This window comes from Nitrosomonas sp., assembly GCF_021731985.1.
Taxonomy (GTDB): Bacteria; Pseudomonadota; Gammaproteobacteria; order Burkholderiales; family Nitrosomonadaceae; genus Nitrosomonas.
Genome location: NZ_JAKFWH010000090.1, coordinates 1 through 21248 on the forward strand (window position 1 = coordinate 1; position 21248 = coordinate 21248).

At 47.1% G+C, this 21248-nt stretch carries 9 protein-coding genes; 2 read left to right on the plus strand and 7 right to left on the minus strand.

What is annotated here, in order from left to right; genetic code table 11:
- Positions 1–351: 351 nt before the first annotated feature.
- Positions 352–1581: a D-alanyl-D-alanine carboxypeptidase family protein gene (locus QZ942_RS13610; RefSeq protein ID WP_292996552.1), complete on the plus strand. Its 1230-nt coding sequence runs from the start codon at positions 352–354 to the stop codon at positions 1579–1581.
- A 1010-nt stretch (positions 1582–2591) separates the two neighbouring features.
- Positions 2592–2789 carry an FxDxF family PEP-CTERM protein gene (locus tag QZ942_RS13615; protein ID WP_292996568.1) on the plus strand — a complete coding sequence of 66 codons (198 nt, stop codon included), beginning with the start codon at positions 2592–2594 and terminating at the stop codon, positions 2787–2789.
- A gap of 66 nt (positions 2790–2855) precedes the next feature.
- Here the strand turns inward: QZ942_RS13615 and QZ942_RS13620 are convergent, their stop codons facing one another.
- The 7 genes from QZ942_RS13620 to QZ942_RS13650 all read right to left on the minus strand — a co-directional run bounded on the left by QZ942_RS13620 (position 2856) and on the right by QZ942_RS13650 (position 20591).
- The gene (locus QZ942_RS13620; protein WP_292996554.1) at positions 2856–3404 is read right to left on the minus strand and encodes a FecR family protein; all 549 of its coding nucleotides are present in this window, start codon (positions 3402–3404) and stop codon (positions 2856–2858) included.
- A gap of 354 nt (positions 3405–3758) precedes the next feature.
- Positions 3759–5699, minus strand: coding sequence for a hypothetical protein (locus QZ942_RS13625; RefSeq protein WP_292996556.1), 1941 nt, complete (start codon positions 5697–5699; stop codon positions 3759–3761).
- 2 nt (positions 5700–5701) lie between these two features.
- On the minus strand, positions 5702–11353 hold the full coding sequence (locus QZ942_RS13630; protein ID WP_292996558.1) for a hypothetical protein: 5652 nt from the start codon (positions 11351–11353) through the stop codon (positions 5702–5704).
- 50 nt (positions 11354–11403) lie between these two features.
- Positions 11404–14715 (minus strand): hypothetical protein, encoded by a 3312-nt coding sequence (locus tag QZ942_RS13635; RefSeq protein WP_292996560.1) that lies wholly within the window; start codon positions 14713–14715, stop codon positions 11404–11406.
- Positions 14715–18116 carry a DUF6603 domain-containing protein gene (locus tag QZ942_RS13640; RefSeq protein ID WP_292996562.1) on the minus strand — a complete coding sequence of 1134 codons (3402 nt, stop codon included), beginning with the start codon at positions 18114–18116 and terminating at the stop codon, positions 14715–14717. Before QZ942_RS13640 ends, QZ942_RS13635 begins: the two co-directional genes overlap by 1 nt.
- On the minus strand, positions 18106–19662 hold the full coding sequence (locus QZ942_RS13645) for a hypothetical protein (protein ID WP_292996564.1): 1557 nt from the start codon (positions 19660–19662) through the stop codon (positions 18106–18108). Before QZ942_RS13645 ends, QZ942_RS13640 begins: the two co-directional genes overlap by 11 nt.
- A gap of 65 nt (positions 19663–19727) precedes the next feature.
- Positions 19728–20591 (minus strand): hypothetical protein, encoded by an 864-nt coding sequence (locus QZ942_RS13650; protein WP_292996566.1) that lies wholly within the window; start codon positions 20589–20591, stop codon positions 19728–19730.
- Between the last annotated feature and the right edge of the window lie 657 nt (positions 20592–21248).

The window sequence follows — 21248 nt, forward strand, 5'->3', positions numbered from 1 at the left end:
TTTTAAGCCTAACTCTTTTCGAAAAAATACCTATCGATCAATTGGTTAAAAATACCGATGTGCAAATAACCATGTCGAACAATAATAACCAACTGAATCTATTCAATTAAATCTCCGGACACTTCTGCTTGTGAATAATAGGAATAATGTATTCAGATTTCTTCAGCATGCAAGTTTTTAAAGCGTAGCGCACATAAAGATAATCTCAAGAGATGAGAAAAGTGATAACTAAAAAGAAGAAGGCGACAATGAGTGCTTGGTGTTCTTCCCTGATTTGTAAGACATTCCAGGCCGGTATATACCGATCATATTGTTTTCCCATCTTGACTAACATTCAGAAAGGATAGGCTTATGTTTGCTTTGAAACGTGCAGTAAGAAAAGGATTTATTGCCCTTGCCGTCTTGTTATTTCTGTCTCTAGTTAATCAGGCGCAAGCGAATCCCCGCTATTCCTCTATCGTAATCGATGCGGATACAGGTGCAGTAGTACACGAATCCAACGCTGATGCTAGCCGTTATCCAGCCTCTCTGACTAAGATGATGACGCTTTATATGTTGTTCGAAGCGATTGAACAACGCAAGATGGCATTGGATACGCGTATGCAAGTGTCGGCACATGCGGCATCCATGCCGCAGACGAATATCGGTTTGCGTACAGGAGATAGTATCAGCGTGCGGGAGGCGATTCCGGCACTGATTGTACGTTCTGCCAACGATGTGGCGGCGGTGGTGGCCGAGGCGCTGGGCAGTAGTGAAGCTAATTTTGGCCGCATGATGACTGATAAGGCACGCAAGTTGGGTATGCATTCCAGCACCTTCCGCAATGCTTCCGGTTTACCGAATGGTGAACAAAAGACTACAGCCCGGGACTTGGTAACCTTATCGACACGATTAATGAAGGATTTTCCCAAGCACTATCATTATTTTTCTACCCAATCATTCAGCTACAAGGGTACTACCTATAATAGCCATAACCGTATGGTGCGTAATACTCCAGGAGTGGATGGTTTGAAAACCGGTTTTATCCGCGCTTCTGGATTCAATGTAGCTACTTCCGCCAAGCGCGGTGGCCGTCGTGTGATCGCAGTAGTGATGGGCGGGCAAACTGCTGCCGCGCGTGATCAGCATATGGCACAGTTGCTCGATCGCAGTTTTAACCAGGGGCGTACGCATGTGGCCAGTAATACCAGTAATAACCGCGCCGTGCCTGTTGCCGCCCTGAACACCAGTGCTTCGACTTCAGTACCTAAACCATATCCCGTGCTGGAAAAGATGCCTGTTCCCGTCGTAACGCAACAAATCTCTCAACCGCCAGTCAATGTAGGGTCGCAAAAAGTTGCGATGCTGGAAAATGACGGTTGGGCGGTGCAGATAGGTTCTTATCATGAACCCGATCGGGCCCATGCCCAAGCTCAGGCCGCTGCTCGTTGGATACCAGGAGAAGTGAAGGTAACCGAGGTGGAAATCAGTAACCGCAAGCTGTATCGGGCGAGGCTGGTAGGTTTGCATGAGAGTCAAGCGCGAACAGCTTGTCAGAATCTCACCCGGCAGGGGATGGGATGCTTGGTGGTTCGATCATAGGATTGAGCATAAAAAGCAATATCTATCATTTCTGATACCGGTTTGAGAGAGTTAACAGTCGCAAACCAGGACAAATGACCTACATAAATAGTACAGACCTCTCTATATTTTACAATTCTTTGCACTTACTATGATTTCTCAATAAAAAAAGAATTCTTTTCTTATATTTGGAGGGTCATATGAAAAATAAATTTTTAGTAATGTTAATGGGAAGTCTGGTTTTATTTTGGACAGGGAGTGTGTTTGCTGTCAGTTTTAGTCCATTTGTAGGAAGTACAGGTGGTTCTCCTATTGGATTTGCTTATGCAGGAAACAAATTTGTCGGTTCTAATTATTTTAACAATCAACTTTATCAAACGGATCTGACTGGTGGAAATCTCCAACCATTTGGAGTACCACTGCCCATAAGCAGTGGAAGTATTGGTGAGATCTATGTTTCCAGCTCACTGGGTCTTGGTGGATTCGGATCCAGTGCAGCACGTGACGTATTTGCCGGATCGGAAGCTGCAGGTAACGTTTACCGATTCTCTAACGATGGATCAACGCAGTCGCTATTTGCTTCAGGTTTAAATGGAGATGTTCGTGGGATTGCATTTGATCCTTACGGTGATTACGGTTTTAATATGCTTGTGACTACGCAAACGGGGAATGTGTACACAGTCGATAGCACTGGATCTTCAACTTTATTAGCTAATGTAGGTGCGGATGCAGAAGGTTTAGATTTTACTCCTCAGGCATTCGGCAATATTCCTGCCCATACACTTGTCGTAGTATCGGAAGGCACGGGACAGCTTACTGCAATCACTCCAGCCGGTGAGAAAACTGATCTCGGGTTGCATTTTGGCACACCAGAAATGCTTAGCTTTGTCCCCTTGAATTTGGGAGATAGTGGCAATCCACTCGAAGGTTTTTACGCGGCTAATTATTCAGTAAATGTGATTAAGGCCGATGCCAGTGATTTTCTAGCTTATCGGGGAGATGCGGTGATTACCGATGAGGGTAATCACAACATGTATCACATATTCTGGGATAGTTCGATTGGTGCATTCAGTACCAGTATCATCGGTACATTCCCGAATCAACCGGAAGATGGAATTTTCCTTACTTCAGCTATTCTCACTCCGGTGCCGGAGCCTGAAACCTATGCAATGTTGCTGGCTGGGTTAGGTTTGTTGGGTTTTGTAGTGCGTCGCCGCAAAGTTTCTTAAGTACTTTTTCTTAAACGCAGAGGAGTTTTTCTCCTCTGCGTTTGTTTTTACTCCAATGTCGATTCGTTACTGATCAGAGCGCCAAGGCGCAATGTCGTGTTCAGTAATGAGGCTGTGTTTGCTGATGCGGACATCATCAAACTCAGCTTGTTCAAGCGCATTGATCTGATAAATGCCAGAAGCAACTTGGATTTTGATGTGTCCGTCCGCAACGGCGATGTGGCTACTACCATCCTTTTGCATCTGGATACTGAAGCGGGTTCCGGTGTTTTTAATGATGGCATTGCCGACCTTGACTTCAAGTTGATTGGTGGTATTCTTCTTGATATCAAAATAAACATTTCCCTTGAATAATTCGACTTGCACTGGCTGGCTTTCTTTTACGGCCACAGAGCTACGCATATCAAGCGTCATGTCGATATCGGATGCTATTGCTGTGGCAAGCGGCACTTCCGATTTTGTTTCATAAAACCGGACGCTATGCGGTTTGCCAAAATACCAAGTCATCATGCCCAACAACACACAAACGCCCATAATCGCGCAGTGCAGCGAAAAACGCCGCCAACTGAAAACAAAAGTAAAGGGTTGTATAACGGGTGGTTCAGGTTTCTGCATCGGAGTTCAATGAAGTAAATGTCGAAAGCGGAAATTATATACTGATAGAAAATTTCTTTTAGTCTGAATTGCATAACTGATTTCAGACAGGCATTTTGTATGAATGTACTAACTAAATCAAGGCTAGTCCAATTGAACTCGCAAGTATTCTTTAGGTATTTTTAGTTACTTTGTCTGAATGAAATGATTTGATGCTGTATCCATTTGCTCAGGCGCTTATTGCCCGACAAAAATTTCACGGCTGACTACGATGCTAATCATGACGATACTTTGGTTGCAGTTGTGTTATCGAATTTTCTCGCATAGGTGTATTGCCGCGCGCAAAGCTCTTAGCCATTCTATACACGCTATAAATTATTTAGCTGGTAACCGTAATGCCCGGCGCAAACGTTGTTTAGTTGATTTGATCTGATCAAAAGCCAAGCCGCTACTGCCTTCTCCACGGCCAGTTTGTTTTTTCACACCGAGCCAACAATATACCTGCCCATTATTCCAGCGTGTACGTTGATAGGCCTGTGTCACTTGTATGCCTGCCCGGGGTACCTCTTCTTCATGCAAAAAATAGGGTTGCGGAGGTTGCTCATTTAAACCTTGCCTCAATAATACTGTACGCGGTTTGATTTTCTCAGGTGGATTAGGGGCGCCGAGGATTACGCGCGGCATGGAAGCACGTTGCAATTGAATTTCACGACTGTTGTTGTCGAGATGGATGGGAATCATGGGGATCCAATTTTCTGGCACACCTTGCATCAATTGGTAACGAATGGGCGCACTCGATTCGGGAATTTCCGGTACTACCAAGCCGCCTTCAATTTCACTATCCAAAATACTTTCCAGGCGATTAAATAGCTCACGACCCGCTTCACTGCCTGGTTTGCTGCGTCCTGTAGCCAGTGGAATATTTTTTTCGATTCCCCAAACTGTGTTGGCAACTTCATCGCGAATGAAACGTAGATCGTCAATTGGTTTTCCTTCCTGAACTTTTGACACGGTAGGCAATAACACCAAAGAAGTGTCAGCGCGAACATTATCGCTACCCTTAACAGAGAGGTTGTACATGGCCCAACGCTGCCAATTTTCATCACTACCAGACCCGGATGCCGTTATCCAAATTCTTTCACCAAAGACATTGGTAACCGCGAGACCTTTGACCTTGGCAATGCTACCAACCGGAAGCTGAAAGGGTACCAGGAACCAATCATTCGCGTAAATCAAACCGAATTCCATTAGCAGGAGTTTGTTGATGTCGGTCGTATCCGGTTTGATATCGCCAAAATTGGTTTTACCTTCTTCGAAGGTCCACCAGCGTGTATTCGGCATGCCCTCAAATTGAATGGCTGTGGGGAAGAAGGACATTGTGATACTGTCTTCCACATCGCTTTCCCCGGTATTATCAGTATTGTTCGTACCATCGCTGCCGTCACTTAAATTGTTGTGTGATGGATCAATGTCCAGGTTATACCAATCCAACCTACCCTGATAATATTCCTCTGCAACCATTACTTTTTCAGCACCCTCTTGAGGCGCAGATACCGCAAATTGATACTCCAATTGTTGCGCTAGCCAAGCATCGTTCTGCTCTTTGCCTGGTTGATAAAATATTTTCTCATACCATTGCACAAATTTGTTTGCGAGCCCGTCGATAATTGCTTTATCGCTTTCGTTAGCCAAAGTGATATCGTCATAAGCATGGTTTTGGGTATCGGCTATCAAATAAAAATATAAATTGGCACCATCCATGGCGCGATTGGCCATGGCGGAGAAACTTTGCCACACTGCCGGATGTGCGGTTAGAAAAGCATCGCTACGACTGGCGGGATCGGGTTCCGTGATTTTATAGTTTTCGTGTTGAATATATTGTGGCTTTAACGCTGACAAGCCTGCAGATTGTATATACTTCAACCACTGCCGCCCCATCAGTAAACGGATATCCAAAGAGAGGATATGCTGTTGGCCGACGTACGGAAACGGGCGTTGTTCTACGATCGCTTCAAGAGGGGCTGATTTGTCGAAATCCTTTACTGCAGCATCGCCCGGCTGATACTTTGTCAGCTCAGTCGTTGCCATATGCACTTTGGCAAATATCGGCGACCCCGCGTCATCGCCTTTAAATTCACCAGTTTGCCATTGTTTACATAACATCCATAAGGGATCGCGTACTTCAGCACGCAGTGCGCGCAGAAAGTTTTTGGTTCGGGGCCGTCCTTCCAATCGATTCCACATGACAATAGTGGGCAACAAGATCTTGCGATCGAGAACCGCCTGGATATTTTCAATGGCAATAAAATCGTTCATGGTTAATCCTCTACTTTAGATTTAAACTGCACGGCGTTATTAAAGGCTAAATCAAGCGTCATCATGATTGGATAGCGTGTCACTGAAGACACCACGGCAGGCAGGAAGCGCGAATATTCAGTTTCATTCCAATGCGCTGGTTCAATAGCCCGTTTGTGCGCCATATCCAGTGTTTCATGCAAAGTGTCTACCAAGTCTTGCCACTGCCAATGACCGGTAAAGTTTGCCGGTAGTGCCAAGAGCAGAGACTGCGGTGCTTCACAGTTGGGACGATCATAATGAAACGTTAACCCAGTGGTTTCCTCTGTTGTGGGAATGACTTCAGTCCATTCATCAAGCAATAAACCGCAAATCGCCGCAGTCTGATCAAATGCATCGACATAATGCGCGGTATAGAGCAATTTATCTTCTTCGATTAAAAATGGTTCTGAAGTAACCGGTTGCTTGTCGGGAAATTCCAAAGCTAACCAATGATCATCGGTTCGATAGGGGAACTGTAATGGCGTTAAGCTCAAACTGACATTATTCAGCGCTTCGCCAAAATGGGTAATGCTTTCCCATCGCTGTAATTTCTCACGCACGCGCGCCACTCCATATAGCCAGTTGTCTTCAGGGAAATCCACCTCGAGATCATTTCTCTGATAGGTTAGCAGTTGATCGCGGTTGTCATAACTTTGCTGCCACTCACTGCCGTGTGTTGTTGTCAGAGTAAACTCGGGCAGAATAACAAAGTCTTCACTGGTTAATTGCCGGATCGCTTGAGTCAGCTCGTCTATGCGCTTATCGGCAGTGGCCACTGCAGCACCGGTGATGAGGTCATTGGCCGTCACTAATCGTTTATCGATATCTGCTGCTAAGCCCTTAACTTTGGCATGCAATGTTTGTGCAAAACTAACGATGGCTTTTTTATTATCGGCAAGATCCAATATTTGCGTGTCATGCAGCGCAATATCGGTTTCCTTGGCGAGCAATGACAAATAAAGTACGCCGACTTGATTAGCTGTACTTAACAGGTTCTCGAGACCCAATAGGCTGTTTTGGAAATTGGTTTTATGTGTTGTGCTCAACGTCGTAAGTAACTCACTGGGGTCGTCCGATGCCGGAATAGGAACCGATTCCGTCAGAATTAATAACGCGATTTCCATTAGATACTGCATCTTATTTTCATCGGGTGTTGCCGGATCCAGTGCGCCGAAGTCTGTTATCCGCTGCTCAAATTCCAGCAGTGCGGCGTGCCATCGTTCAATAATGCTCTGTAGGTTTTCCAGCAAGGCGCTAAATTGCGTGCGCCGCCAATCGTATACAAAGCCGGATGCGGCACCGGCCAAACCGAATTGATTTACCGCATTGGCGATGAGTAGATAGTTAGTGATCATTTCATCGAGGTGATTGATCGCATTGCTGGCCACAACGTTTTCATCTGGATCATCCAACCAGGCATCCATCTGCGTATTCAGATTATTTAATCCGGTTTGATGCGCCTGCAACAAATCACGCACTGTGGTGACTTTCGCTTCGCGTATATTGGCGGTACTGTCTTCTTGCTGGGATGCTTCATTCGGTAACTTAACGTCGGTGATTCTGAGCGGGCGCGATTGGGTTATTAGCGCTTTCAGATCATGTAGCATCGGCATTACTTCGAAGAATGAATATTTTCCTGCTTGTTTGCCGCGGTATTGAATGATAATGCCACTATCAGCACGGACGCCGGGAATATTATAGACGTAGGCTAAAATGCGATCATCCAGCGCGGTCATCTGTTGTTGATCGCTATTAATCATGTACAACAAGTCGATGGCCAGCAAGCCAAGATTCTGCGCGGTCACCACTTGCTGTTCCTGTTGCGCAGTTCCTTGATTGTAATAGTCGGCGACACAGAAGATGTCATTCATCGCTGGAAGCAATTGCGTTAACCACTGATTAATAGCCGGTTCAGCTTTTGCACGCGGGGTGGAGTTGATTGCATCGCTGGGATTCAAACCTGCACGCAAGTGCAAACCGACACGATGGGTTAAGGTAATGCCGCTACGCGGTGTTTGTACTACTTCCGGTACGGGTGGAAAATGCCCTTTGCTGTAAGCATCCAGTGTTCCTGCCGCACGATCATAATTACCCTGGACCACTTGATAGACACCTTCCGCCATAGCGAGGTCGGCCACGGCATCATTGATATTCATGATACGTTGTACTTCACGATTAATCGCATCCAATTTATTCTGTTCTGTGATATTGGGCAGTTGAACAATGCCAAAGGGGTAGTTTTGATTAGCGCCGGATTGCGCTTGTACGTGTTCAACCAATGCCAAACCATCGACTACGTTGCGCGCCTCAACGGCGCTAATGGGTTCATCGCTGGAACTCTTGGTCGTCGATAAACGATCGCCGGCTAATGGAAATTGTTTGCGCAGCTCGAAAATAATGCTATCCAGGAATAGATTGTCTGCATCGTGAAGGCCTCGTTCGAGGTAGTAACCCAATAGCGCCGAAAGACTTTGGCCATTTCGCATCCCTTCGAGCACATTCATGGCGAGCCGGACTCGCTCCGACGTTAGATTGATCGAGAGGCTGTCAGGATTGCCCGGCGTTGCGTTGGCTAAATAACCATTGCGCAGCACGGCCGCAGTGACAGCATGATTTAAAGATGGCGCATGGATGAAACCGAAATTTTTGTCATCTTCGAACAATGGCGCCTGACCGGCTTTGTTAAAAATTTTATCCAGCTCTTCAGTTAGTTTGACAGGATTCAAATTTTTGTTTTCTGGCCTGACATCTTCCAGCCACGCAAAAGCGCCAAGATAGCAACCATGGTTTTCAGTAGCCTCATTATTACCTGACCCTTCGCCTGGCGTGGTGCCGGGTACCGGGTGCGTTGGCCCGGCTATTTGCTGCATGATGTCGAGTTGTACGTTTAATAATCCCAGCCACCAAGCATCCAGGCGATAACTGCAGCAATCGATGTGTTCGGCAAATATCCGCTCCAGGCGCGCTGTCGGTGTTTGCTGTAAACGTTCTAGGGCGTTAATTTGCGTATTCAAGTAGGGGTTGCGCAGTGTAAGTATCTGCGGAATGAAGTCGCCTATTTGCAATTGCGCATTGCTTGTGATGGCAGGCTCAGCTTTGTATAGGTATTGCCAGGGGCTACCTTTATCTTCTTCAATTTCCTGGATGTGCATAAACTTCGGCTGGCGTTTTGCTAGTGAGAATTGTTGCTGATCCAGCACGTTTGCTTCCAAGTGCAAACGCAGACTGGTATCGAGATAGGAAAGATCCAGCGCATGGTGCAACATCAGATAGAGCAGCGCGGTAGGTGGCCGGTCATCGATGAAACCTTGCTGCAAGCGCAATGTGTTGTGAGAATTGCGCGCCGCAGTGGCCAGCCACTTGATATAGTTCGATCCATCGCTGTGATAGGGGCGTACCGGATTAAATTCCGACAACGCTTGATCATCAATCAACGCGCCTTTCAATAAGTTGGCAGCAAGGGTGAAGAATTTATTGAGAATTTCGGGGATCTTTTCGTTTTCCTGGGCCGAATAACCCAGTTGTGCCAGCAGATTGAGACCGCTTTGTGTATAGACCATCGATGCAATCGCGGCATAAATCGCGCTATTGATTCCGGATGTTTTGTAGCGGTTATACAGTTGTTCAGCACTTTCAGCATAGCGTTGATAAAACTCAACCGACGCCGGATGTAAACCGACAATATCCAATAAGGCTTGTTGCGGATCAGTTTGCGGTTTGCCGACGTAGGAAACCTTAGAGAGTAGAGAAACCCACCGTTCATCAACTTTTTTTATGAGGTTGTAGAGCTTGGACAAAAAGAGGAAGGAACCGGAGATTTGCTGCTCTAACCTATCGTCGCTGAAAATCTTGCGATTGATCCATTCCATGCGGGAGAACGGAGTTGCCGGCAGGATGCCGTAAGGTTGTTTGCCGATACGAATCGCCGACAGCGTGCCGCGTCCGAGCACATAACGATTGAAATAGTTGCGCGTACTGGTGATGGTTTCGTCAGTAAACACCGGTTCCATCATTTGTTCCATGAAATAGCCCAAAGTACCCGGCCACAGTGCTTCGTTCATCGCTCTGGCTTCACGCTGATCATTGGCGTAATAATGCGGCGATAATTTTAATACTTCCGGATCGATACCCAGGCTGTTTGCCAGCCACCGCCCGTCTTTTCTGGTACGCCATCCGGCGGGATCGTCGTCACTGCCGTCATTGGCATATTGAGTAAAATAATGATCATAACTCGCGTCGGCATCACTAAACCAGGTATAGCCGCTTTCCTGATCTTCAACGTTGTTTGTCGGCGCTCCCTGGGGAAGTAAACTAAACCCTTTGCGGCTACGTTGATGATGTTGAATTAATTGTTCCAGTTGCTCGCGGCTTTTATTTACATCGGCACTGAGCCTCACGCCCAGCACAAATAATCGATCAAAACCTCGTTGCGCCTGAATGCCGTCGAGATCAATTTTAAAACCCATACCTTTGGCGACAGCTTCGTCGAAGTCTGTTACCCACTTCATCTCGCCGGGTACGATCAGCTCGTCGTCTTCCAAGCGTAATTGCTGGTCTTCCGGCGCGTCGGGATTAGGTCCGACAATGAGTTCCGAAGGTACCGGACGGCCGATATGGATCAAAGTTTGTTCTTTTCCATTAAAACCCATCACCACAAATCGTTCGGGAAGAAGCGCAACGCGCGCAGGGTTCGTCCAAGCTTGAAGCTGTGTATCAATATCCGCGATGACAGGCAATTCCAGGAACTCGACCCGCACATTGGTAATGGTTTCGGGTTGCGCAGGCTTGACGTTCAGATTCTGCGGTTGGTAAGAAGTAATGATTTCCTGTGCACGCGCCTCGCCCAGGTCGCTCTTTAAGGTAGTATAAGCCGCATCCAAGGCCACTGCATCATTGTTGGCGATGAATACGGCTTGCCAGTATTTCTGCACGATGGGTTTATCACTGTCGGGCAATGCCTGCTCAGATACAATCACTAAAATGTAATCCCCATTCGCAATAACCGGCTCAGTATTGGGATTCAGTGGTTTAAATAACTGACTTAACCAGTAGGCACGGCCCGCTCCGTGACTTTTTACCAGCGATTGCCACGCAGCGCGTTTTTCTGTGTCCACTCCGCCTGCTTTCCAGATATTGGTCCAGTACACCCGGGTGTTACTGATTTCGATTTCTGAGGGGATTTCTTCAAAAGTATCAATGCTGATATCATCCGGGTAAACACGGACCCATAGCTGGTCAATATGTCCATTGCGGTTGCCGGCACTAGCAATTTGTTTAAAGCGTGTCTCGATACGCATCGGGAATAATAATATCGGATGCATATCATTCAACTGACTGATGTTCTTGGTAGGGTCGGAGAAAACCTCAAATAGCAATTCTTGATCGATTAACGCTTGCCGGTTTTGCTTAAATTCTGCTTGAGATTTGGCAGCATTTATACGCAGTATTTCTTGCTCGCGTAATAAGGACTGCAATTGTTCCTTAGCCCCCTCATCAGAGCGACGCCGCATAGACTCCATGCGACGCTCAATTTTTCGCAGCTTTTCCTTGGTGACAAACCAGTCTTTGCGGCTTTGTTTTTGCTGTTGACGCGCCAGATCAATCTGTTTTTGTGTGTCTTTAAAGTTAGTCATAAGCCATGTCTGTCAGTTGGTATTTCAGATTGCTGTTGGGGCATTAATGCTTAATCAGGTAACATTTCTGAAGCATGCACACCCACCAGCACTGGTGCCTGGAATAAAATATAAGCCAACTCCGCTGAATTGATATTTTCCGTCCAGCTTAACAAATGATCCTCTTGCCACTGTTCTGCCTTTTCCTGTGCAGTACCGCTTGGTGCAGCGTTTGGTAAGCTGCGGTTAGGTGCGCTGGCAATTTCGATAAAGTCACCGTCAGTTAGTCCAGGGACAACATCCGCCCAGGATAAATCGTTCCAGACTTGAATCGGGCCTTCGCGGTCTATATCCAAGCCAAAGCGTGGTTCTCCGGGGCGCTCCTTGATAACAAAGAACCAACCCGGTTCATCATCCACTTTGTCATTACCCCGGGCCTCTTCTTCGGTTAAATCAAAGCCAAAGAAGTAAATATCCGGTTTGACTTGCGCTTCGTAGAGTGGGGTTTTTATTGGGACGCTCTCGTCAAAAATACGCTCTGTTTTCTTGTTGGGTGCGGGATTGGTATCACTGATCGGTTGCCATTTGGCTTTTTGTGCGTAAATGACTGCATTTGGGTATTTTTTTAGCAGTTCGCCGCGGATTACCAGTACTAGTTCTTCTTCATTCTCCAAGCCTTGTTCACGATGATCATGTTCGCCCAATTTGGAAAATTTTGACCAGCGGTGAATCGGAGGAATATCTTTTAGTTCTTCCCTGCGTTGTTCACTGTCTTCGGTGCGGCTCAGGAAGCTACTGATATCCCAGAATTGCCGGAAATAGGAACCGCGCTGATCTGTCGGATATTCACGCCACAATAATTCCCGTGCAAATTCATGGTTGAGACCCACCATGTACGATTCAATAAATGGCTGATTGGTTTTTAATAAGGTAATGGAATTCTGTTCAATAAAATTTAAGTTGGGAACAAAAAGTTCGGTGGATTTATCTACGAGCGGTTTGTACATGGGAATATCAAATTCCGGATAGGCCATGGCTTCAACAAATTTTTCTCCGATCAATTTGAGAATATGCGCTGGCAATAATATTTTACCCAACGTCCATTTCGGGATAGTTGTAGCAGGATTCAGTGCTACTAGCGTGTTTGTTGCCAATAGGGCTACGTTAATCGGTATCGAAACGGGAATGACACCGGCTTGCAAACCATTCTGCAAAACCGTGTAAGAGTCTTTCAGTGCTGTTTTAAATCGTCCGGATTGAATATTGTCAATTGTACCCACGGTAGCGGGTTGCGGCGGATTTGCCGGATCCAACGCCAATAGATTGAGTTCTGGAGTTAAAACAAAGTCATTGCTTGGTGGCATGGCGTCAACCGCAACTGGCATTTGATTGGTTTCGGCAACCGAATCGGCTTGATTGGCTTGTGTAATTAAACGCCGGGCGGTGCGATAAGCCCAAATTAATCCCGCGCTGACCAGTACCGCAACAACTCCGATCCCTGGATTTGCTCCAGTAACAAGTAGGAAAAAAACCAATAACAGAATAAGAAGCAGCAATAGATTTGGGATAAAAGGATATTGCTTGAGTAAGTTCAGAAGCCAGTCTGGAACACTATCGGGTTGTGCATCCTTGGCCAGCTTATCAAGTGTCGGCAGCGATTCGGGAACAACATGCGGTGGTGCTGCAGTAACGACACCTTCATTCACCCGGCTAATTAAATTGTTGGAGTGGATGCGCTCATCAAATGAGGAGAGTTTTTGTAAACGGCCGTTCGACCGCAGCATACGCCGCAAGGGAGCGGACGTGAGCGCGGGCGTTACCGGACTTTGTTTAATCTGGTGAAAAACCGTTATGCCTTGGCTGATGACACGTTTTTGCACCGGCGCAGTCATGAATAGAATTTTGTCATGACTGATTTGTTGTAATGGTAGTACCTGCTTTTGATACCAGCTATTGGCTGTGATTTGGGCAAGCTGGGCCAGACGGATTTGCCGGTTGGCTTCCAGCACATCACCTACCTGATCCCAGGCCGCATCCATATATTCTTCCTGATTGGCGATGATGACATCGGTGCCAAAACCTGCAGCACTGCGCCAGCGGGGATCCAGATTCAGTTCGTGTAGCCAATTGTTATTGTTCGGTGAATCGCTGCCATCCGCTTCTTTCAGCACGCGATTTCTTAGCGCATACCAGCGGCCATAAATCGGTGGTGTGATAAGCGGATCGGGATCGGCCTGAATTTCAGCAGGCAAATCAGTATTCTGATTGGCGGAATCTGCGGATAGCCGCGCATAATCATCGGCAAGGTTTAAGAACGCAGCCAGCTCTTGCTGGAATACATGTGGATAAGGTTGATCCCAGTTTTCCCACCTGGCAATTTCTTGCTCGGCTTCATTGCTAAGTGGTGCGAGCAGGGCACCACTCAGTTTCAAAACACCTTCGAGATCCGGATTCTGAATCCCGCTGATATTGGAACCTGGATTTTGTACATCCATATCACGGCGGCCGACGCGACTATCCGCTGGTCTCGGTTCGAGCAGTCGAACCAGATATTCGAAATCGCCTTGCGAGCCGGTGCGGAAGAACCAACGGTAATAAATAGGAAATTGCGTCGGTGCCGGGCGGCCTTCGCCCCAAGCTGAGAACGTCGCATGCGGAGCGTCATCGGGATTCATTCCCAAACCTGCCAACCGGCCGGTTTCAAAGGCCGGAATCAGGAAGGCATGATAACGCTCGTTGGGTGCCAGTTTGCGGGGACAGACGATACGCGAATAGGCTTCATCCGGATTCTGAGTGAGCAAGCTCTGAAATTGTGCCAACACACTGTCCATGTTGGGTGCTTGCGGCGCATCCTGATTGCCAGCAATGTTTTTATTCACATGCACGTGCGCCCACGCCCATAATTCTTCGGCTTTGGGGAATACTGATTCCAGCGCGTCGGCTTTAATCTCAATAAAAGGCAGCGGCTTGCCTGAAATATTGCCGCCATCGGAAAATTCAGCCTCGGTTAATACGATCAGCGTTACCCACGGCCGTAATCGCGATCCCGACGGTGTAGCGGGTGTATAACGCCAAGGAAAATCTTCATCGTAAAATTCGATATGGCAGAGATAGTTCGGCTCGAAATTGGTAATCCAGTTTAGTGGCTCGGTCTTGATAATCGCCCTGGATTCAATGCCGATAATATCGCCAGGCCCATAAAGTGCGATATTTTTCATTACCGGGGCGGTGATATCGCCGCCTTCTCCGCCGCTGCCTTTGATATTCAGACTTACCGCAACGCTGGCGCGCGTCTTGACCGAAGCATCCATATCCGCTGTTTGGATATTATTGGCAATGCCTTGCCGTAACCACGGTAAAAAAGTGTAAGTACCGATAGCCATTATGCAGCCTCCTGCAGTGAGACAGCTTCGGCGCTGGGAATCACATGAAGACTGTCTTGCAATTCAGGGGATTTACTCACTTGTGTTCGCAAGAAATCTTGCGCTTGTGCATGGGATGCAAAAAAAGCCTGTTCGCTATGCGGACTATTATTCATTGTGGAGGCGACCACGTAACCAGCTTCTTTCACGACAATTTTCTGAGCGATAGGCGCTTTCTGTGTTTTATAATTTGCCGAAAGTACTGACTTGGAAGCGGCGTTACGGCCTAAAAAGTGATTAAAGAATTCAGAACTGATGCCAACAAAGCGGATTAACAACGAAATAAAATTGTTGTCGATGATACTTTGCTCGTAGCGCACCACGCGTTTAACAGCCGCGGGTGATTTTAGCTGCTGATTACTGACCGACAGTTCGATGCCGGCATTTTGTTTTTCATAAGCGGGCGCGCTCAATTTGTTGGCGTCGCTCAAATTTTTGTATTGCGCGGTCGCAAACTGTTCTTTTGTATCTGCGACCTTGGTTAAACCCGTATCAGTCACTTCGACGGTCAGCCGTTTTGCGTCCTGCGGTTTCTGGTTGCCGACTTTATCAAGATCCAAATCCAGCGGGATGGCCCGTTGATTGACACGTAATACACCAACCGGATGCAGTATCAGATCCTCACCGCTTTCGATTTTCCGCAATGACACCAGCAATTGATTAGATGCTGGTATCTCGGCGGTCCAGTTAGCCAGCTTTTCGAATTCAGCCGTGATGAGCGGCATGATGTCAATTGCTGGTAGCGTTGTGTTTTCGTCTTCCCCCCAAGTGTGACTGAAAGGTACATCAATATCCCAAAATAATACCGAGATGGATCCTTCCCCTTCGATATGCCACGGCGATGTGCCTTCCAATTCACCGCGCATGCGCACGCTGAACAGTCCTATACCAAACACCTTAACGTCGAAGGATGCGGAAATGGTGATGATGAAGTAAAAGGGAGAGAACTGAAACAACGCATCAAATCCGACATGGCCGGAAATATTAAATGCACTTAGGCCAAAATAAACCTCAACATTAGCACCGAACTGTACGGTATTGGATGTCACCGCAAAATAGCCTTCCACCCGGATTCGAGCAAAAGATTCATTCAGGATACTGATTGCGATTCGATTAGGATTTGGAAAAGGCAGTGGAGGCGGTTTAAAGGAGGGATGAAAACCGCCAACACTGAGCACAAAATTTGCCTCGTTACCCCAAGCGATCAACAGACCCATATCGCCATCCAGAGTGATGAAAATCACCCGGGAGTCATACAAACTGGCATAAAACCACAGTCTCTGTTTATCCACTTCCAAGGCGCCGATGAAACTGACTTGGATGATAATCAGGGCAGCGTCTTCATCGGGTAACGCGACTTTTAGAACGCCGAGAATGGCAATGTTGCCCGGCGGTATTTCGACTATGATGCCCAGCGATGCACTGACCAGCGTTGGTGTTCCCCAGCCCAACTTAGCCATCGGCCCGATTAAGAACACATCCTGCGCTGGCGGGAAGAATTGACGTAAATCACTGATGATGCGTGGCGCGTTCTCGATAATATTGTCCGGGAACATCACGCTGTTGATCGAACCTGTGCGCACACCGGCAGCAATGACTTCTAGTTCCATGGTGCGATTTAAACCCAGCAATCCCCCGACGGCATTCAAAGTAAATCCAAAACCTAGCTGGAAGGGTGTGCCAAACTCAGCGCTGACGATGATCAGTAATGAAAAACCATCCGAACCATCGGGCATGCGTGTGGTGATCAGGCCAATTGCTTTAACTGTGACGATACCGCTGAATACGAGCTCTAAGGCACCGGCATATTCCTCTTTATCAAAATCAAAGTAGAGATAGCCGCCGCCTTTGACAATACCAACATCCAGTGATAATCCGACACCATTCGGCGGTTTGAACCCTAAGCGAATATCTACCGGTCCGGCGTTGCCGCTGCGGTTATCCACCAAGGCGAAATCGATCTCCAATCCGATGTTTTCGATCACGGCTGCAAGCGGGCCAAGTGAAGCTTTGATATCCGACGAGATGGCAGTGGGAAATTTGCTGTTTTCAATGCCGACAGAAAAAGTTAGCGCACTGACTTCGACCGGCCCGAGATCGAGGTGCAGAGGTAGTTGGATTTCCAATGCGCTGCTACCGACAAAAAACAGGCCGTCGTTGCTGTTGTAGCCAAACGCCATGCCGAAATCGGAATTGAGCTGGATGCCGCTCAGAATATCAGTGAGAAAGCCATCACCATCGGCAAACGAAATTGAAAGTTTTCCGGCGCCGATTTCTCCGCCAACGGTCAGATCAGCCGTCGATTGTCCGCCGCTGCCTTGAATCCGGCCACCGAAACTGACACCGAATTTACCAACTTCAAGCCGACTGCCATCCGGGTCTCCAATTAAAAGATAAGGTGTTGACGCCTGTGTGCGATCCGCGGTGACGCTAAGGTTCAATGAGCCGGAGACCGTATCGGACGGACTGGTAGTTTCGAAGGTGAACTTAGCGGGTGGTTGGATCACTAATTCGGCACCAAACGGCAGTGTGGCCTGCAAATCCAGGATGACTTTTAAATCGTCGGCGGCAAATTCGATTTTACCGGGACTGAGATTCTGGCGGATCGATAAGCTGAGTCCGTTAGGATTGAGGTCAGTGCGCGGCCGCAATTGAAAAATGACGGCTTCCAGGATTGGCGTCGGTGACGAATCGTCAAAAAAAACTGGTGCTTTCAGATTCAGCAGCAAGCGCTCAAGCTGCTTTAATAAACTGGCTGCGTCGAGATTATTAGTGCCCCAGTTGTATTGGGTCTGAAAGGCCGACACAGGTGATTGCAGCCAGTTACCCAGCATATTGAAATGAAAAGTGGAGATTATGAATTCAGGATTGCTTGGATCCGTTGAACCCGCATTGTTACGTTCGCGTTCGAGAATTCCCAATAGCTCGAGTAATTCGTTGACACCATTGGCGGCATCGAGTGTACGAACGAGCAAATAATTAAACAACCGTTCGGCGAAATGACTGGATACACTTGCAGGTATACTGCCGATACCCTGCACAGCGGTTTGTAATTGATCGATTTTTTGAATCGCGGTAATAATCTGGCTGATGAGTTCGGCGCTGACGGAAACAATTTTTCCGATGTCTTCGTCTTCGATCGCTTGCGCCAAGTCGCCTGCTTTTTGCAACACGGTTTTGCTGCTGGCAACCAAAGCTTGCATCGGTGAAGCCAGTGACGAAACCTGTCCACTATTGAGGGTAATACCCAATTCAGCGAATGTTTGGATGGCACGATTGCTATTCAGTTCGCGTTCCATTGGCTCCAATACACTGGAGATTTGCAGCAGAACGCGCTGTAATGTGTTCACTTCATTTGACATCGACAGTTTCCTCAATGAGCGTGGAGTGACCGCTTAATCCGCTCGAACCGGGCATAGCTTCAAACTGTTTTACGAACTCGTGTAGATTATCGAAACTGTTAATGAATCCCATCACTTCATCAAGATAGCTCTGGATTACTTGTTGCAACGCCTCGCTGCCATGCTGTGTCAGTATCTCGGCCATGCGCCGGATCATCTGATCGCGCGTGATGCCTTCCACTTCGAAAGGAATTAAATGTAGTGGATCGCGCGCATTGTTGACAAAGTGTGCCAAGAACGTAGGGCCTTGACTACGGTGCCAGGCCACAGTGACTGGGCGCCGGTGATTAACAAGAGCAATCACCTCCTGACGATGATCGAGAATCTGTTGATAAATTTCAGCACCTTTACGCGTGTTTAAAAAGCGCTCGCGTACCTCGGTCGTATGGTTGATGCCGGTGAATACACCTTCAACATCGTTTAGCGTCTGCCCGGCGGGACCGAATGGCGGGTTGGCGGTGGTGATGGGGGTGATGCTGAGATATGCCATGACCGGGTGAATGTGGCAAGCAAGCGTTCGAGCCGGATTAGCACTATCCCCTGCGTACAATAACCCAACCACTTCGTTTTGTGCATTGACAATTGCCGAGCCTGAATCGCCTTCATCAGAGAATTGCATTGCGCCATTGCAGTTAGCTTGAGTGGCTTCAATATAGAGAGCACGGCCGCCGGATGGATCTATCGCGGATGTATCAATGACCCTGCCAGTTGTTTTGCTGGTTCTTCGCCCAACTTTATAAACTACATAATCCCCACTACTTAAATCGCTTTGCGCAACACGGGCCACATCTTCCAATTTACTATTGCCGCCGATGTTCAGGCCGCGAATTTCGTTCTTATACGATACGCCGCAATTGGTATTGCACCAGCTTGAAATGCAAATATCCAGTTTGGCGATCGCACAATCCAGAAAATAATCTTGCGCTGTTTCGCTAGGATAGGTGTAAGAATAAGGTTGTTGCTGGCCGACATTATGGACTTTTCCAATCGGGTTACGCCGCTCTTGTGTGGGGTCAATATTGATAGTTCCTGCGTTATCGATATAGCGTGGCTGATAGATCGTGTCGCCATTAACCGCTCCATTGCTTGTAAGGACGTGATTATTCGATAGCAACACCACATTTTCCGGTCCGCTGACACCATTCAACGTGGCGAAACATCCCAATGTTCCAGAGCCAATTTGATTCGCAGCATTTGTTTTGAAATTGGTAATTGAAATCCCGCCAATCAGCGGTGAATGTTGATCCAAGTCTTCGCAATGCAATGGTTTAGGTTGAATGACAAGCACCACATCTGTTGGGATGCCTTTGTATTCTTTCGGAATGACATCGGCTGGATTCAAATCTTCAGGTTTGCGCTTTGCTTTGACGTACACACGAAATGAAATTTGATCGGTGGTTTTGCCATCTACTTCTTTTAGGCCATAGCCCACGCCGACTACGCCGTGATATTTCTTCAGTTCGGTTTCGGCTTCAGCGTGTAATGCAGCCAATTCTTTTTGATCCATCACGTTACCTCCATCCAGCTTGCCAGCAGTGTGTGAATAGAATGCGTTCTCCCTGTGGCATCGCGTTAATCCTTATGGGCAGATTGGGGCGCACAAAAATCGAAGCACCAGGGAATTATCTGTAGATAACTGAGCACCGGGTGAATAGGGCAAGCATAAGATACAAAGGGATCGAACAAGTGATTGCCCCATAGTAACCCCACCGCGCGCTGGTATTGGTCGATGAGCAAAGCACCGGAATCACCTTTGCGGGAAAGTGGCTGCATGACGCCGTCGTTATTGGGTAACGCGCGGATAACCAGCGTGTTGCGGCACAGTTCGCCACTGACAGTCTCAACTGTAGCCTCACTGTCAATTACTTTCCCCCAAACTGAATTGCTACGTCCTAACAAGCGCACCTTAAGTTCTCGCCCGCTTATCGTGTCAAGTGGATGCACCCTGGCCACGGTTGTGAAGTACTGAGTTTTTGTTTTGATTCGGTGCGGATTTTTGGTCTGCTTTAATAATAAACTGGCCGTTGCGCAATCAATGTAATAAGGCTTCTCGCATTCTCTAGGATAGGCATAGGAGAAGTGTCCGCAAAGCCCTTCGTTATCAATCTTGGCAATGGCATTTAAGCGAGGAGCGTCAAAAATTATTTGTTCACCCTGCGTTTCATAATCGGGTTGAAAAATAACGTCGTCGCGGATTGCATCATTAGCGAGTAAAACATGCTGGTTAGACACTAGTACCAATGATTCCCAATTCGGTGCTTGTCTTTTTACTGCCAGAAATCCGAGCGTTCCAAGGCCGACGTTGATACGATGGGATTGACCAATCCCCTGCAAATTGCTGATGGAAGCGCCTACATGTGGTAATGATTCATCACAGTGGTGCTTAATGAAGGTGTCCGAATGATCGGCCAATTTAAGCGAGACAGTTGCAGCCATAGTAACCACCTATTAAAAAAGCCAACTAACTGAGTTATGAATTCAGCTGAGCTTATCTTAATAATTCAACTTATCGATTTAAATCACTAGGGATGATAGAAATCGATCAAGTGCAGTGACACTGAGATACAAAATTCACAAAGTCTTAGTGAATTTCTGCTACTTCGTTCTTAATTTGATTGAATTTGCCAATCAGCAAGTGATCTGCTGATTCGTTGCATGCGTCGGTTTAGGGTTCTTCTTGGTAAGTATGCTTTCTATCAATTTTTTTGATAAGGATTTATCTCTTTGTTTGTATTTAATTTTTCTACCAAGAAAGAAAAGTAATAACCCTAACTCATACACGAATATACTGAAAACACAAAAGGCTGTCAAACAAAGCACCTTACTTTTTTTGTTTTTCTGCAGTAATCTAAATTCAGTTTGATAGGTACTATTGGATTATTGCGACGGAGCCACAAGATTCTCCAAAATAAATCCCGTTACAGGGATAGAGCATTTGTCATTGTGGAAAGTGGAACTCACACTCTCTCTCAAGAAACACAATATATCCACATGATTAGTTGAATGATTTTTTAAGTTGATTGAGGAGCGGGAACGAGTTGCATGCCAAGTTTTTCAGCACGCTTGGCGAGGTGATGTATAACACGCTGGCGA